Raw genomic sequence first — 15,534 nt, forward strand, 5'->3', positions numbered from 1 at the left:
CGGCAGCCGCCGGTCAGGCCCTGAGCCCGAGCGTTGCAAGGAGTCGATATCGGCGCTTATTCTCGGCCACCGCCAACGCTAATAATAAAAACGGTTTTTCCCTATGCAGCAGAGCCTCAGCCTCGATACGTTCAGTGATTTGATCGGCAACCTCTATCAGGGTCCGCTGGAAACCATTCCCTGGGCCACCTTTCTCAATCAACTCAACGTGTACCTGCACAGCAAGTACGTGACCTTCATCCTGCGTCCGCCCAGCGCCCACGTGGACGGCTTGATGGTCAACACCACCGGCACCTCGACCGAGGCGACCGCGTCGTACAACAAACACTTTTTCAGCCTCGACCCGTTTGTCGACCTGCCCAACCGCCAGGTCGTGACCCTCGCCGAGTTCGTCTCCAACGACGACTGGCAGAACTCCGAGTTCTACAAGAATTTCCTTGAACCCGTGGACGTGTTCCACATCCTCGGTGCCGACATCAACACTGTCGATGGCGCCCAGTGCCGCATTCGCATCAGCCGCGGACGTGACGACAAGCCCTTCGGCAACGAAGAAAAGGCCATGCTCACGCATTTCATTCCGCACCTGGAACGCTCGATCAAGATCCACATGCAGCTCAACCGCATCGAAGCCGAGCGCAATCTGTACGCCGGCGCGGTGAACCAGATGGCGGTTGGCACGATCATCCTCGACGAGTCCGGCAAGGTGCTGCAGACCAACCAGGTCGCCGACCGGCTGATCCAGGAAAAGGACGGCATCAAACTGGTCAACGATGGCCTGCAGGTCGGTACGGCCCGGGACACCCAGGAGTTCCGCCGACTGGTCAAGCAATCGCTGCTGTCGCAGAAGAGCAGCAACCCGTCGGTGGTCGAAGCCCTGCGCGTGCAGCGGCCGTCCGGGAAAGCGGACTTGGGGATCATCGTGCGCTCGGTGCCATTGACCGACTGGAGCGAAGGCAAGCAGTGCCCGACCGTGGTGATTTTCATCAGCGACCCGGAACAACAGTCCACCGCACCGCAAGAGATTGTTCGCGCCCTGTTCGACTTCACCCCGGCGGAAACCCAGCTTGCCATGCTGCTGGCCAACGGCTTGACCCTCGACGAAGCGTCGGAAGAGCTGGGCATCAGCCGCAACACCTCGCGGGCACACCTGCGTTCGACCTTCTCCAAGACCGGCGTGACCCGCCAGACCATGCTGGTGCGCCTGATCCTGCGCAGCGTCGCGACCCTCGGCTAGATGCCATTGCCGCCCTCGTCCGCTCGGACGATGGCGGCCCCCGTTGTACAGCGCACAGTGTCTTTATCCCAAACAGGGGACTGCCCCATGCGCAACTGCCCAACCATCCTCAAGACCGAACTGCTGGCCGAAAGCGGCCACTTCCAGATCGAAGCCCTGCATCTGCAATTCAGCAACGGCCAGCAGCGAGTCTACGAACGCCTGCGCGGCACCGGTTATCGCTCAGTGATGCTGGTGGCGATGCCTGATCCGCAGCATGTGCTGCTGGTACGCGAATACGCGGTCGGCGTGGAGAAAACCATTCTCGGCCTGCCCAAGGGCGGCGCGGAGCCCGATGAAAACTATTTGCAGGCGGCGCAACGCGAGTTGAGTGAAGAAGTCGGCATGCGCGCCGCCCGCCTCACCGAACTGGGCGAGCTGACACTGGCACCAGGGCATTTGTGCCATCGCTACCGGGTGGTACTGGCCGAACAACTGAGCCCCTGCCAACTGCAAGGCGACGAACCCGAACCCCTGGAATGCCTGCGCATACCACTGGCGCAGATCCCCGAACTGGTGGCCCGTGGCGAACTGCATGAAGCCCGGGCGATTGCAGCGTTGTTCATGGCCATGGGCGCCCTCGCCCGACGCGACTGATACCGCACAAAACCTGTGGGAACGAGCTTGCTCGCGATGAGGCCGGCACCTCCAACATCCATGTCATCTGACACACCGCCATCGCGAGCAAGCTCGCTCCCACAGCGGAATGCAGCCAGCCGCAAATCCCGGGAACGCCCAATAACCTTGTGGGAGCGAGCTTGCTCCGGGCGGCGATCCGACGATGAGGCCGGCACAGCCAACATCCATGGCGCCTGACACGCCGCCATCGCGAGCAAGCCCGCTCCCACAGGGGGGCTGCTGCGTTTTCAAGTCATCAACTAGTCCATTCGGACGAAGCCACGCGCCACCCGCCGACATACCGTATCGCTACAACAACAAAAATCCGTACCGAGGCTCGCCATGCGAAAAGCCACCTGCGCCCTGTTCATCATCGTCTGTGCCGGCAGTACCGCCAGCCTGTGTCAATTGTTCAAGAATGAAGCCTACCGACCGACCACCGCGTACTTCAGCTGCTCGAGCGCGGCCATCAACTGTTACCCGCCAGTGGTGCGCAATCTGCTGCCCTGAGCGCGGTTTGCAACAGCCATAAAAAAACCACCAAATCGGTGGTTTTTTTGCTGAGCCAAGAATCAGGTCGGCAACACGTCCCGCGCCCGCGACAAGGTCAGCGCCAGGTCTTCAATCATGTCCTCTTGCCCCCCCACCGTGCCGCGACGACCCAGCTCCACCAGCAGCTCACGAGCCGCGATGCCGTATTTCTGCTCCGCACGCTTGGCGAACAACAGGAACGAGCTGTAGACCCCGGCGTAACCCAAAGTCAGCGCATCGCGGTCGAGGCGGATCGGTTGATCCATCATCGGCACCACCAGGTCTTCGGCCACGTCCATGATCCGGTACAAATCGACACCACTGTTGACACCCATCCGCTCCAGCACTGCGACGAACACTTCCAACGGCGTGTTACCCGCTCCCGCACCAAGGCCTGCCACCGAGCCGTCGATCCGCGCAGCACCGGCCTCAATGGCAGCCAGGGAGTTGGCGATGGCCATGCCCATGTTGTGGTGGCCGTGGAAACCGACTTCGGTCCCGGCGTTCAGCCCGGCGCGCAAGGCACCGATCTTTTGCATGACTTCATCGGGCAGCATGTAGCCGGCCGAGTCGGTGCAGTAGATGCAGTTGGCGCCGTAGCTCTCCATCAGCCGCGCCTGCTCCAGCAGTTTTTCCGCGCTGACCATGTGCGCCATCATCAGGAAGCCGACAGTGTCCAGGCCCATCTTCGCCGACATGCCGATGTGCTGGCCGGACACGTCCGCCTCGGTGCAATGGGTGGCGACGCGAATGGTCGAGACCCCATGCTCATGGGCCATTTTCAGGTGATCGAGGGTACCGATCCCCGGCAACAACAGGGCCGAAACCTTGGCCTGCTTCATCTGCGGGATCACCGCGGCGAAATATTCCTCGTCGCTGTGGGCCGGGAAACCGTAGTTCAGCGACGCACCACCCAGGCCATCGCCGTGGGTGATTTCGATCAGCGGCACGCCGGCCGCATCGAGGCCGGTGGCCACCGAGACCATTTGTTCGATACTGATTTGATGCTGTTTGGCGTGCATGCCGTCGCGCAGGCTCATGTCATGCAGACGGACGCTCTTACCTTGCAAATTCATAGCGATTCTCCACTCAACGGGCAGGCAGTTGCAGGGTGCCCTTGTGGGCTTCTTCAGCGAACATCTCGGCCGTGCGCAAACCGGCGGCGGTCATGATGTCGAGATTGCCGGCGGACTTGGGCAGGAAATCGCCGAGGCCTTCGACCTCGATGAAAATCGACACCTTGCGCCCGTCGAACACCGGCCCGTTGATCAACTTGTAGCCGGGCACATAGCGCTGAACTTCGCGGACCATCTCCAGCACCGAGGTGCGGATCGCATCCTGGTTCGGCTCGTCATCGGTCAGGCAGTGGATGGTGTCGCGCATCATCAGCGGCGGCTCGGCCGGGTTGATCACGATGATGGCTTTACCGCGTCGGGCGCCGCCGATCTTCTCCACTGCACCGGCCGTGGTGCGGGTGAATTCGTCGATGTTCTGCCGCGTGCCCGGACCGACCGAGCCGGAAGACACCGTGGCAACGATTTCGCCGTAGCTCACTGGTTGCACCCGCGACACCGCCGCCACCATCGGGATGGTCGCCTGACCACCGCAGGTGACCATGTTGACGTTCATCGCCAGGCTCGACGCGTGCTCCTTGAGGTTGACCGGTGGCACGCAGAACGGGCCGATGGCCGCTGGCGTGAGGTCGATCATGATCACCCCCAGCTCGTTGAGCTTGCGGCTGTTTTGCGCGTGCACGTAGGCCGAGGTGGCATCGAAGGCGATGCGAATGTCATCGTCGAGGACGTGGGTCAACAAGCCGTCGACACCGTCAGCGGTGGTCTTCACACCCATCTCCCGGGCGCGCTTGAGGCCCTCGGATTGCGGGTCGACACCGACCATCCACACGGGTTCGATCCATTCCGATCGGCACATTTTCATCAGCAGATCGGTGCCGATATTGCCCGGGCCGATAATGGCCGCTCTGAGTTTTTTGCTCATGGGGTCAAACTCCAAAAGTCAGGCGCAGAAAGACACCCGGGCACTGCCCAGGCCATCGATGGTCAGAGAAAAACGGTCGCCGGCACGGGCCGGTTCCAGTGGTACCAGGGAGCCGGACAAGATGATTTCCCCGGCCTTGAACGGAATGCCGAAGGCGCCCAGGGTGTTGGCCAGCCAGGCCACCGCAGTCAATGGATTGCCCTGAACCGCCGAACCCAGGCCTTCGCTCAGGGGTTCACCGTTCTTGAACACACGCATGCGCAAGTTCGGCAGATCAAGCTCACGGGGATCAACCTGGCTGTCGCCCAACACGAACACACCGCAGGAGGCATTGTCGGCCACGGTGTCCTGAATGCGGATGCGCCAGTCGTGAATCCGCGAGTCGACGATCTCGAAGCACGGCATCACGTATTCGGTCGCGGCCAGTACATCGGCCTCGGTGATGCCGGGGCCGACCAGATCATGCTTGAGCTTGAAGGCGATCTCGCCTTCGGCGCGGGGCTGGATCAGTTTGTTGGCGGACAGGGAAATCCGGGCATCGTCATCGAACGACATCTGCCGGGTGATGAAACCGAAATCCGGCTGATGCACGTTGAGCATCTGCTGCACTGCCGCCGAGGTCACACCGATCTTCTTGCCGACGATCTGGTCACCGGCCGCCACCCGACGCTCAATGGCGTACAGGGAAATGTGATAGGCGTCTTCAATGCTGATCGACGGCCAACGCTCGGTCAGCGGCGCCAGGGTCGAGCCGCTGAGCAGCGCCTGATAAAGCTCTTCGCCGAACTCACGGCGCAATTGCACGCTCATCCGCGGGCCTCCTGAAAAAATGCCAGGCACTGGCGGTTGAACAGATCACGGTGCTCGACCTGGACCCAATGCCCGCACTCGCTGAGCATCACGAAACGGATTTTGGTGCAGTTTTCAAGCATGGTCCGGGCACCGGAGGACGGGCAGAACTTGTCGTTCATGCCCCAGAAACCGAGGATCGGGCATTGCAGCTCGCCCAGGCGTGCGGTCATGTTCGGCACTTGCATGGTTGACAGCACACACACCGGCTGTTGCTGCACCACGGCCACCCGTTCGTTGACCGTTTCGTCGCTGATCAGGGTTTCGTCGAACAGTTGCAGGGCCAGCAGGCGACGCATGCCCGCCGCGTCGTTCAGTTCACCCTTGGCGAAAGCCGCACCCATTTTCTGGATGCCTTCCATCTGCAGGTAATACTGTTCCTTTTCCATCAGGCCGCCGGGGGCCATCAACACCAGACGGCTGACCCGCTGTGGTTGGTCGAGGGCCAGTTTGATGGCGATCGCGCCGCCCAGGGAGTTGCCGACCAGCACGCAACGCTGGATATCCAGGGCGTCGAGCAGACCGCTCAGGGCGGTAACAAAGAAGTCCAGGGTGTAGAGGGTGTCGGGTTTGTCCGAGGCGCCGTAGCCCGGCAGGTCAGGCACGATCACCCGGTAACCGGCCTCGGCAAACACCGGGTAGTTCTGCTTGAAGTTGCTGTGACCGCTGGCGCCCGGCCCGCTGCCATGGATGAAAATCACCGGCTCGCCGTTGCCGCCATCCTTCCCGCATATATCCACATAGCGCAGCTGCAAACCATCCGGCAGCGTAACGAAGTGCCCTTGCGCTGAAGCGCCCATAAGGTGTCCTCCCGGCCTGTTGTTGTAGCCGGATTATTCCGACGGGCCGGCTGCGCAACATCGTCCGACAGGACTACGCCCCTGTACCTGTAGGAGCGAGCTTGCTCGCGATGGACGTCAACGAAAACGTGCCCAGCCTGACTGAACGCGTTGTCTAGACGTTTTTCGCGAGCAAGCTCGCTCCCACAGAAGTCTCTAGTCCCATCGGACGTTGGATTACAGGGACCACAGACCTAGCATCGATGGCATTCCCGAGCGACAAAAAGAGAATTCCCATGCTTGATCCAATGGACTTTCACGGCAAAGTGGTACTGGTCACCGGCGGTGGCAAAGGCGTCGGGCGCGGCATCAGCCAGCGCTTTCTCGACTGCGGCGCCGAGGTGGTGATTTGCGGTCGCGAAGCCCCGCAATCCTTGCCCGCCAGCGGCGGACGCGAGGCGCTGTTCGTGCCCTGCGACCTGCGGGATGTCGAGCAATCCGGGCACTTGATCGCGCAAATCGTCGAGCGCTTCGGCCGCCTCGATGTGCTGGTCAACAACGCCGGTGGCTCACCAAATGCCGACGCTGCCACGGCTTCGCCGCGTTTCAGCGAAGCGATCATCCGCCTGAATCTGATCGCGCCGCTGAACCTGTGCCAGCAGGCTAACCAGGTGATGCAGGCCCAGGCCGACGGCGGTGCGATCATCAACATCTGTAGCGTCAGCGCCACCCGCCCCTCTCCCGGCACCGCCGCTTACGGCGCGGCCAAGGCCGGTCTGCTGAACCTGACCACTTCGCTTGCGGTGGAGTGGGCGCCGAAGGTGCGGGTCAACGCCGTCACCGCCGGGCTGATTCTCACCGAGCAGGCGGCCATGCATTATGGTGACGATGCAGGCATTGCCCGGGTGGCGGCGACCATTCCGTTGCAACGCCTGGCGACCCCGGAGGACATTGGCGATACCTGCCTGTACCTGGCGTCGTCTTTAGCCCGTTATGTCAGCGGCGCGAATGTCGCTGTGCATGGCGCGGGTGAACGCCCGGCGTTTCTCGACGCGGCCCAATCTCATTCATAAGCCCCATTCACAAGAGGTGCTCCGACATGTCCGCGATTGCCCGCCACAGCGTACGGCTAGACCTTTCAACCCAAGCGGCCTGGGCCAAACTGCGCGACCTGAGCCTCGCCCCGCACTATGTGCCGGGGTTGACCGGTTGCCGGTTTCATCCCGGTGCGCAAGAAGGCCTCGGCGCCAGTCGCCGGGTGTTGCGCAAGGGTGGTCAGTATCTGGATGAAAGCGTGGTGCAGTGGCAGGAAGGCACAGGGTTCGTGCTGCGGTTGCACAAGGGCAGCAATGACTCGCCCTTCCCGTTTCGCCAGGCCAGCTTCAGCTATACCCTTCAAGCCGAGGGCGACGCGACACGCATCACCCTGCAAATGAGTTACAGCCTGCGCGGTGGCAGGCTGGCAGAGTGGTTGCTGGCCAAGGCCTTCAACAAGGTCGTGCAGCAGATTGCCGAGAACCTCAAGGCCTTCTACGAAACCGGCCGGACACAGAATTCCGATATGGCTTTGAGCACATCCAACATTGATGTCGCCTGACACGCCGCCATCGCGGGCAAGCCCGCTCCCACAGGGGGATTGGGGGTGTTTGCAAATGCCATGTTCACCACAAAAACTGTGGGAGCGAGCTTGCTCCGGGCGGCGATCCGACGATGAGGTCGGCACATCCAACATTGATGTCGCCTGACACGCCGCCTTCGCGGGCAAGCCCGCTCCCACAGGGGCCACCTCTGGAGTGAGCGCCCTTCAGGAACGCGCCACTTCCGAGTGAGCGGTAAAACGGGTGGCGACAATCTTCCACTGCCCGGCGACACGCTGGTAACGGTCCTCATAGAACCCACCCAACTGCCGCGTCGCCCCGCTCTCGCCATCCACGTTGAAATACCACAGGGCCCAACGGCCCTGGGCTTGATCTTCGTTCAGCACCTCGATTTCCGGGTTGGCACCATGATGCAGGTCGATCACCCGCTCATGGCAAGCCAGTTCGCGGTACAGCGCGACAAAACTGTCGCGCTCACGAAAGATCCCCAACGGACCGTAATCGATCAGCACTTCACCTTCGGCAAAGCAGTCGGCAATCACCTCGACCTGCTTGAGGTCGCAGGCATTGAGGTAACGATGCTTGAGCTGGCGGATGTCCTCCAGCGCTTCCAGGCGGGCGATCCGCTGTTCCAGATTCATGCTGCACCTCTCATTGTCACATTGACCTCACTCCAGAAGGCTTTCATCGAACGGATCTTGCCGTCGACATCGAACTCCATCACGTCAATCACATGCAGCGAGCACGGTTGCCCGCCCCACTCCATGTCGACCCGGAACGGCATCGCGCCGCAACCGTTGAGCGTCGCGCGCACCGGGCCGGTCCGGGTCGCCGAGACTTTTATCGACCCCAGTCCTTCACGGTAAAAACGCGCGATGGCGTCGATGCCCTGCAACGGCGCGTGGCCGACCGGATCTTCAACCGTGGCGTTTTTGGCGTAGAGCGCGAGGATGCCGTCGATGTCGCCGGCATCCACCAGCTCCACATAACGCGCCATGCTCTCTTGCACATGCTGTGCGCTGATCATTCAGACCACCTCGAACAGGGCGGCGGCGCCCATGCCGCCACCGATGCACATACTCACCACCACATAACGCAAACCGCGACGCTGGCCTTCGACCAACGCATGACCGACCATCCGCGCCCCGGACATGCCGAACGGATGACCGATGGAGATCGCCCCGCCGTTGACGTTCAGGCGCTCGGCCGGAATGCCCAACGTGTCACGGCAGTACAGCACCTGGCAGGCAAACGCTTCGTTCAGCTCCCACAGGCCGATGTGGTCCATGGTCAGGCCGTGGCGCTTGAGCAGCTTGGGAATGGCGTAGACCGGGCCGATGCCCATCTCGTCGGAGTTGCAGCCGGCGACCGCCATGCCGCGATAGATCCCCAGCGGTTCCAGGCCGCGCTTTTCGGCCATTTTGGCGCTCATCAGTACCGAAGCCGATGCGCCGTCGGACAGCTGTGAGGCGTTACCGGCGGTGATGAAACGACCTTTTTCGCTCCACTGACCGCCCGGCCACACCGGCTCCAGCGCCTTCAGGCTCTGGAGGCTGGTGTCGATGCGGTTGCACTCGTCGCGCAGCAGGGTGACGGACTCATGGCGGGTTTCGCCGGTGGCCTTGTCGACGATCATCTGGCGGCTGGTCAGCGGCGCGAGCTCGCGATCGAAGCGCCCGGCGCTCTGGGCCTGTGCGGTACGCAGCTGGCTCTGGTAGCTGTATTCGTCCTGTTCGTCACGGGAGATGCCGTAGCGCGCGGAGACGATCTCGGCGGTTTCGATCATCGGGATGTAGGCATGCGGATCCAGCTCGATCACCGAAGCCGACTGGTTGCGATAGAGGTTCTTGTGCTTGTTCTGCACCAGGGAAATCGACTCCAGGCCACCGGCCACGGCGATGTCGATTTCGTCGCACATGATGCCTTTGGCGGCCATGGCAATACTCATCAGGCCCGACGAGCACTGGCGCTCGACGGCCATCCCGGCGACGGAAGTCGGCAGGCCGCCGGCAATCGCGCACAAGCGCCCCAGGTTATAGGACTGGGTGCCCTGCTGCGCGGCTGCGCCGATGATCACGTCGTCCACTTCGCCCGGTTCGATGCCGGCACGGCGCACGGCTTCGCGCACCACATGACCGCCCAGTTGCGGCGCTTCGGTGTCATTGAACGCACCACGAAAGGCTTTGCCGATCGGAGTACGGGCGGTCGAAACGATGACGGCTTCTTTCATGCTGGATTCCTCGAAAATGCTGTTGAAGGTCAGGCCGGGTAATAGCGACTGATGGTGTCGACCACGCAGCCGGGGCGTTCCTCGCCGTCGATGTCGACGCTGACGCGGATGGTCGCCTGAACGCCGCCCTTCACTTCCTCAACAGCGATCAATTGCGCGCTGCCGCGAACCCGCGATCCGACGCGCACCACCGAGGGGAAGCGCACCCGCTCGCAGCCGTAATTGACGCCCATGGCCAGGCCACGGACTTCAACGATCTGCGGCAGGAACAGATTGACCAGCGACAGGCTCAGGTAGCCATGGGCAATGCATGCGCCAAACGGGCCGCTGGCGGCCTTGAGCGGATCGACGTGAATCCACTGGTGATCGCCGGTAGCGTCGGCAAACCGGTCGATGCGGTCCTGTTCCAGTAACAACCAGTCGCTGACGCCGAGTGATTCGCCCACGGCGTCGAACAAGGCCATCGGCGTGTCGAAAATACGTGGCATGGTCACGCCCTCTGGCTGGACACCGACAACACTTCGCCGGTCATGTAGGAGCTGTAGTCGCTGGCCAGGAACATCATCACGTTGGCCACTTCCCAGACTTCGGCGGCACGGCCGAACGCTTCGTTGGCGGCGAGTTGATCGAGCACCGCCTGGGGCGCGGATTTGCGCAGGAAATCGTGCAGGGCAATGCTCGGGCTGACCGCGTTGATGCGGATGCCGTAGTCAGCCGCCTCGACTGCTGCGCAGCGGGTCAGCGCCATCACGCCGGCCTTGGCGGCGGCGTAGTGCGACTGTTCTTTCTGCGCCCGCCAACCCAGCACCGAGGCGTTATTGACGATGACCCCGGTACGCCGCTCCATCATTTTCGGCAGCATGGCGCGGGTCATGCGCATGGTGCCGGTGAGCGTCACATCCAGCACCCGGTTCCACTCTTCGTCGCCCATCTCCACCAGCAAGCGCGAGCCGCCAAGACCTGCGTTGTTGATCAGCACATCGACGCCTTGCAGGTCCCGCTCGGCGCAGGCAATCAGTTGCTGCACCTGGGCTTCATCGGCGACGTTGCAGACCTGGCCGAAGACCTGTTGCAGCCCGGTGGTTTCGCGGATTTTCACCACCGCCTCGGCCAGGCGGCCTTCGTGGATATCGCTGATCATCAGCGCGCGGCAACCTTCCTCGGCGGCGCGCACGGCAGCGGAAAAACCGATCCCGGCGCCTGCGGCGGCGGTGATCAGCACCGACTTGCCGCGCAGCAGGCCGCGACCTTCAACATATTGAGGTACAGACATGAACTCTCTCCTTTCAGGCGCGCGGACGCGGCTCTTTGGGCATGCCCAAGGCACGCTCGGCGATGATGTTGCGCTGGATTTCATTGCTGCCGCCGTACAGGGTGTCGGCGCGGCTGAACAGGTACAGCGACTGCAAGCGGGTCAGTTGGTAGGGCGCGGCTTCGAGCAATTCCGCCTCGGCACCAAGCACGTCCATCGCCAACTTGCCGAGGCTGGCGTGCCAGGTCGACCAGAACAGCTTGTAGATGGTCGCCTCCTTGCGCAGCGAACCGTCCTGGCTACCCGAGAGCATGCGCAGCGAGTTGTAGCGCATGATCCGCAACCCGCTCCAGGCTTCAGCCAGGCGCTGGCGCAGTATCGGATCGCGGTCGGCACCGTTGGCGCGGGCAATGGCGATGATTTCGTTGAGTTCGTTCTGAAACTGCATCTGCTGGCCGAGGGTCGACACACCGCGCTCGAAACCCAGCAACGCCATGGCGATCTTCCAGCCTTCACCCGGCGCACCGATGATGTTGGCGGCGTCGGTTCGGGCATCGTCGAAGAACACTTCGTTGAATTCCGAGGTGCCGGTCAGTTGCTCGATGGGCCGCACGGTGATTTGCGCCTGGGCCATCGGCACCAGCAGGAACGACAGGCCGCGATGGCCGACACTGCCCGGTTCGGTGCGGGCAATCACGAAACACCAGTCCGACTCATGGGCCAGGGACGTCCAGACTTTTTGCCCGTTGATCACCCAACTGCCCGTCGCTTCATCCAGCACGGCACGGGTCTTGACATTGGCCAGGTCGGAACCGGCGCCCGGCTCTGAATAGCCCTGGCACCAGAAAGATGTGCCGCTGACGATTCCCGGCAAAAACCGCTGTTGCTGCTCAACCGTGCCGAATGCGGCGATGGTCGGCCCGGCCAGCCCTTCACCAATATGCCCCATGCGGCCGGGGCCACCGGCGCGGGCGTATTCTTCGTGGAAAATCACCTGCCGGGTGATCGACAGTCCGCGCCCGCCGTGCTCCGGCGCCCAACCGACGCAGGTCCAGCCGCCCTCGGCAAGTTTGCGTTCCCAGGCTTTGCGCTCCTCGGGAAACATGTGTTCATCGCCCGGGCCGCCGCGAAAACGCAGGGCCTCGAACTCACCGCAAAGGTTGGCACTCATCCAGTCGGCGACTTCCCGGCGGAAGCGTTCGTCCTGCTCGCTGAAACTGATTTTCATGGCTGCTCTCCAAGAATCACCGCGGCAATCCGCTCGCGATGCCAGGCCGGTAGCCCGAGGAAGCTCTCGCTGGCGCGGGCGCGCTTGAAGTAGAGGTGCGGGTCGTATTCCCAGGTGAAACCGACGCCGCCATGCAACTGGATCGACTCGGACGCGCAGTGGAAGTAGGTTTCAGAGCACTGCGCCTTGGCCAACGCCGCCGCCAGCGGCAGTTCGGCCGCCACCTGCGGATCACCCTGCGGATCGAGGACTTCCTGGGCCACGCACGCGGCGTAATAGCTGGCCGAACGCGCGCATTCGACTTGCAGCATCATGTCGGCGGCGCGGTGTTTGAGGGCCTGGAAACTGGCAATCGGGCGACCGAACTGCTGGCGTTCCTGCATGTAGGCCACGCTGAGGTCGAGCACCTGCTGCGCGCCGCCGGTCTGCTCGGCAGCCAGGCCGATGCAGGCCAGTTGCAGGACCCGCTCAAGGTGCGGCCAGCCGTTACCGAATTCACCCAGCAGCGCGTCAGCTTCAAGGTACAGGCCCTTGAGCTGGATCCGCGCCTGGCGCCGGGTCTGGTCCATGGTCGGCAGCATTTGCCGCTCGATGCCGGCCTGTGCCGCGTTCACGACAAACAGGCTGATGCCCTTTTCGCCAGTGGTTCCGGGTTGTCTTGCGGCAATGATCAACAGATCAGCACCATGCCCGTCGAGTACATGCTTGAGCGTGCCATCGAGGACATAACCGTCGCCCTCAGCCACCACCGTTGCCTGGACATCGTCGGCCGACCAGCCGTTGGCACTGCTGAACGCCAGGGTCGCGGTCACGCTGCCGTCGGCAATCGACGGCAACCAACGCTGCTTCTGTTCATCATTGGCGGCCAGCAACAGCGCGGGGGTGGCCATGCAGGCGGTGGCGAAAAACGGCGAGCACAGCAAACGCCGGCCCATCTGTTCCAGCAGGATCGCCAGCTCGACAAAGCCCAGCCCAAGGCCACCATAGGTTTCGGGGATATGAATCGCCGGCCAGTACATTTCCTGGCACAGACGCTGCCAGAGGGCTTCGTCAAAACCCCGTTCGCTGACCATTGCCGCGCGCACGGCGGCAGAATCCGAGACATCGGCGAGGAAGCCCTCGGCCGATGCGCGGATCATTTCCTGTTCGTCGCTGAATGCAAACTCCATCGCGGCGCCTTCTGCTCGTTTGGCGGGGCGCGCGTGGCGCAACACCCCTTTGAGCATGAAGTTTGGCGCCGGCCGGACGCGGCAGAATCGTTAGCCCTGCCTAGTCCGAACGGGTGATGTGCTGGCGTGGGTGTTCGGCTGCGAAGCCGATCAGCGGCAGTCTCCACCCATGCGCACCAGCAGTGCTGAGCCGTGCGGTTTCAGGTACGGGTTGATTTCACCGACCTGGCATGACGCCAGGTTTTGCAGTTCCGGTGCGAGGGGTTCTTGCACAAACAGCAGCCCCGCCGGACGGGACTCGGCTTGCAACTGCGCCACCGTCAGCGGCGCCACCGGCCGGCCCATGTAATAGACCAGACGGATATCCGGCTCACCGAGGGTATAAGCCTTCTGCCCCGGCTGCCCGTCGGCCAGCGTGGCAATCTGCTCAAGACCGTCAACCCGGTGTGACAGCACCCGTGCTTCGACGAACATGTAGAACACCACGAACCCGGCCAGCATCACGTAGGGCACAACGGCCAGGACCGTGCGCCAGCGTCCCTTCAGGTCATCGAGCAGCGCCGACCAGTGCATCGCCAGCAGCAACGCCATGGACGGATAAACCGGCAACAGGTACTTGCCATGCTTTTCGGTGAACAGGGAAAACACCAGCAGCGGCAACAGGCTGCAGCACAGCAGCATGCCGGCCTCGCGGCGCGAGCGGATCATTGCCCAGAACTTGCGCGGCTGCACAAACACGATCAGCCAGAACGGGAAGAAATCACCGGCCAGGTACAGCAGATAAGCGTACCAGGCCTCGGCGCCCTGCCCGTCGATCTTCTTCACGATGTCTTCGCTGATGATCGAGGCCCAGATGCCCCAGCCCTGACTCACAGACACCGCCACGTACCAGGAACTGCCCAGCGCCACGGCAATCAGCCAGCCCCAACCGTCACACAGATACGCCTTGGCCCGCGCATCGCGGTAGATCAAGGCATAGGCCAGGATCGGCGCCGTCACCCACAACAGGCAAACAGGCCCTTTGGTCAGCAGTGCACAACCCAGCAGCACGTAGCTGAGCCGGCTCCACAAGACCCGGCCTTGCTGGAAGATGAATTGCCAGGCCGCCAGCAGCGCGCCGAAGCACAGCAGGGTCAACACCATCTCGATTTCCGAGCGTCGTGCGAACAGGCTGAACGCACCGTTCGCGGCCAGGAACACCACGGCGAACAGACCGACCTGCCGCCCCGCCTGCCGGACGCCGTACAGGTAGGTGCCAAAACAGCACAAGGCGGCGGCCAACGCCGAAGGCAGACGCACGCTCCACTCGGACAAGCTACCCAGCACCGCCGTTGAAACCAGACCGGTCCAATAGAAAAACGGCGGCTTGGACAAGTACAAGTCGCCATTCATGTAAGGCAGCAGCCAGCTGCCTGCCTCGCGCATTTCGCGCACGGTAACGGCGCGGCGGGCCTCGTTGACACTGAGGAACGGCACGCTGCCCAGCCCCCAGAAAAACAGCAACGCAATCGCGATGGCCACAAGCAACGTAATATTCCGGGTCGATAACGATCCGCGCATGACCTACTCCTTCAGGCTTTTACTTTTGGCGATCAACTGCAAGTTGCGAAAATAGACGATGGAGCCAAACGCCTGCCCGGCGATGAACACCGGGTCTTCGCGGTAAATGGCATAGGCGAGCAACAAGGTGCTGCCGACGATGCTCAGGTACCAGAAGCTCACCGGAATGATGCTGCGTTTCTTGTATTCGCTGTACAACCACTGCAGGACAAACCGCCCGGTAAAGGCGATCTGGCCGGCAAAGCCGACGATCAGCCACAAGGCTTCACGGGAGATGTTCATCCTTCGATCTCCTGGGCAATGGTGTTCAGCCGCGTGCGCTTGATCAGCCACCAGACACCGAACAAATCGAGAATGCCCACTAGCGCGCGGTCGAGGTTGCCGTATTTCGACACCCCGGCCGTGCGATGCCGGTGGTTGACCGGGTGCACGATCATGCGGCCGTTATG

Annotated in this window: 18 protein-coding genes and 1 pseudogene; 5 read left to right on the forward strand and 14 right to left on the reverse strand. The window is 62.5% G+C overall.

Annotated features, from left to right (window positions below; genetic code table 11):
- Positions 1-103: 103 nt before the first annotated feature.
- From PMI29_RS17220 to PMI29_RS32265, 3 genes are all read left to right on the forward strand, one after another.
- Entirely contained in the window at positions 104-1,234 is a 1,131-nt protein-coding gene (locus PMI29_RS17220) for a helix-turn-helix transcriptional regulator (protein ID WP_007997175.1), read from the forward strand.
- Between the two features lie 87 nt (positions 1,235-1,321).
- Entirely contained in the window at positions 1,322-1,870 is a 549-nt protein-coding gene (gene nudE, locus PMI29_RS17215) for an ADP compounds hydrolase NudE (RefSeq protein ID WP_007997176.1), read from the forward strand.
- A 363-nt stretch (positions 1,871-2,233) separates the two neighbouring features.
- Positions 2,234-2,401, forward strand: coding sequence for a hypothetical protein (locus PMI29_RS32265; protein ID WP_007997177.1), 168 nt, complete (start codon positions 2,234-2,236; stop codon positions 2,399-2,401).
- A gap of 62 nt (positions 2,402-2,463) precedes the next feature.
- Here the strand turns inward: PMI29_RS32265 and dmpG are convergent, their stop codons facing one another.
- From dmpG to PMI29_RS17195, 4 genes are read right to left on the reverse strand one after another with little or no spacing between them, the layout of a single operon-like run.
- The gene (dmpG, locus tag PMI29_RS17210; protein WP_007997179.1) at positions 2,464-3,498 is read right to left on the reverse strand and encodes a 4-hydroxy-2-oxovalerate aldolase; all 1,035 of its coding nucleotides are present in this window, start codon (positions 3,496-3,498) and stop codon (positions 2,464-2,466) included.
- Positions 3,499-3,511: 13 nt separating this feature from the next.
- Positions 3,512-4,420, reverse strand: a complete 909-nt coding sequence (locus PMI29_RS17205) for an acetaldehyde dehydrogenase (acetylating) (protein WP_007997180.1) — start codon at positions 4,418-4,420, stop codon at positions 3,512-3,514.
- Between the two features lie 18 nt (positions 4,421-4,438).
- Positions 4,439-5,230 carry a fumarylacetoacetate hydrolase family protein gene (locus tag PMI29_RS17200; RefSeq protein ID WP_007997182.1) on the reverse strand — a complete coding sequence of 264 codons (792 nt, stop codon included), beginning with the start codon at positions 5,228-5,230 and terminating at the stop codon, positions 4,439-4,441.
- On the reverse strand, positions 5,227-6,069 hold the full coding sequence (locus tag PMI29_RS17195) for an alpha/beta fold hydrolase (RefSeq protein WP_007997183.1): 843 nt from the start codon (positions 6,067-6,069) through the stop codon (positions 5,227-5,229). Before PMI29_RS17195 ends, PMI29_RS17200 begins: the two co-directional genes overlap by 4 nt.
- 275 nt (positions 6,070-6,344) lie before the next feature.
- Here PMI29_RS17195 and PMI29_RS17190 point away from each other — a divergent pair, with 275 nt between their 5' ends.
- Both PMI29_RS17190 and PMI29_RS17185 read left to right on the forward strand, forming a co-directional pair.
- Complete coding sequence (locus tag PMI29_RS17190) at positions 6,345-7,121, forward strand: SDR family oxidoreductase (protein ID WP_007997184.1); 777 nt, start codon at positions 6,345-6,347, stop codon at positions 7,119-7,121.
- Between the two features lie 26 nt (positions 7,122-7,147).
- Positions 7,148-7,645, forward strand: coding sequence for an SRPBCC family protein (locus PMI29_RS17185; RefSeq protein ID WP_007997186.1), 498 nt, complete (start codon positions 7,148-7,150; stop codon positions 7,643-7,645).
- A gap of 207 nt (positions 7,646-7,852) precedes the next feature.
- On the opposite strand, the gene PMI29_RS17180 is transcribed toward PMI29_RS17185, so the two are convergent.
- The 10 genes and pseudogenes from PMI29_RS17180 to PMI29_RS31025 form a co-directional block, all read right to left on the reverse strand.
- Positions 7,853-8,287, reverse strand: coding sequence for a nuclear transport factor 2 family protein (locus tag PMI29_RS17180; RefSeq protein ID WP_007997188.1), 435 nt, complete (start codon positions 8,285-8,287; stop codon positions 7,853-7,855).
- Positions 8,284-8,673 (reverse strand): steroid Delta-isomerase, encoded by a 390-nt coding sequence (locus PMI29_RS17175; protein ID WP_007997189.1) that lies wholly within the window; start codon positions 8,671-8,673, stop codon positions 8,284-8,286. The genes PMI29_RS17180 and PMI29_RS17175 overlap by 4 nt, the downstream gene beginning before the upstream one ends.
- Positions 8,674-9,876, reverse strand: coding sequence for an acetyl-CoA C-acyltransferase (locus PMI29_RS17170; protein WP_007997190.1), 1,203 nt, complete (start codon positions 9,874-9,876; stop codon positions 8,674-8,676).
- Positions 9,877-9,905: 29 nt separating this feature from the next.
- Complete coding sequence (locus PMI29_RS17165; protein ID WP_007997193.1) at positions 9,906-10,364, reverse strand: MaoC family dehydratase; 459 nt, start codon at positions 10,362-10,364, stop codon at positions 9,906-9,908.
- Between the two features lie 2 nt (positions 10,365-10,366).
- Positions 10,367-11,149 carry an SDR family oxidoreductase gene (locus PMI29_RS17160; RefSeq protein WP_007997195.1) on the reverse strand — a complete coding sequence of 261 codons (783 nt, stop codon included), beginning with the start codon at positions 11,147-11,149 and terminating at the stop codon, positions 10,367-10,369.
- A gap of 13 nt (positions 11,150-11,162) precedes the next feature.
- Positions 11,163-12,356 (reverse strand): acyl-CoA dehydrogenase family protein, encoded by a 1,194-nt coding sequence (locus PMI29_RS17155; RefSeq protein ID WP_007997196.1) that lies wholly within the window; start codon positions 12,354-12,356, stop codon positions 11,163-11,165.
- On the reverse strand, positions 12,353-13,525 hold the full coding sequence (locus PMI29_RS17150; protein WP_033052305.1) for an acyl-CoA dehydrogenase family protein: 1,173 nt from the start codon (positions 13,523-13,525) through the stop codon (positions 12,353-12,355). Before PMI29_RS17150 ends, PMI29_RS17155 begins: the two co-directional genes overlap by 4 nt.
- A gap of 150 nt (positions 13,526-13,675) precedes the next feature.
- Positions 13,676-15,085 (reverse strand): ArnT family glycosyltransferase, encoded by a 1,410-nt coding sequence (locus tag PMI29_RS17145; protein WP_007997201.1) that lies wholly within the window; start codon positions 15,083-15,085, stop codon positions 13,676-13,678.
- 3 nt (positions 15,086-15,088) lie between these two features.
- Positions 15,089-15,367, reverse strand: coding sequence for a lipid-A-disaccharide synthase N-terminal domain-containing protein (locus PMI29_RS17140; protein WP_007997204.1), 279 nt, complete (start codon positions 15,365-15,367; stop codon positions 15,089-15,091).
- Positions 15,364-15,534 (reverse strand): annotated as a pseudogene (locus PMI29_RS31025) (dolichol-phosphate mannosyltransferase); the annotation flags it as partial. The pseudogene PMI29_RS31025 and the gene PMI29_RS17140, both read right to left, overlap by 4 nt.

It is taken from the genome of Pseudomonas sp. GM49, assembly GCF_000282355.1.
In the GTDB taxonomy this organism is placed as follows: domain Bacteria; phylum Pseudomonadota; class Gammaproteobacteria; order Pseudomonadales; family Pseudomonadaceae; genus Aquipseudomonas.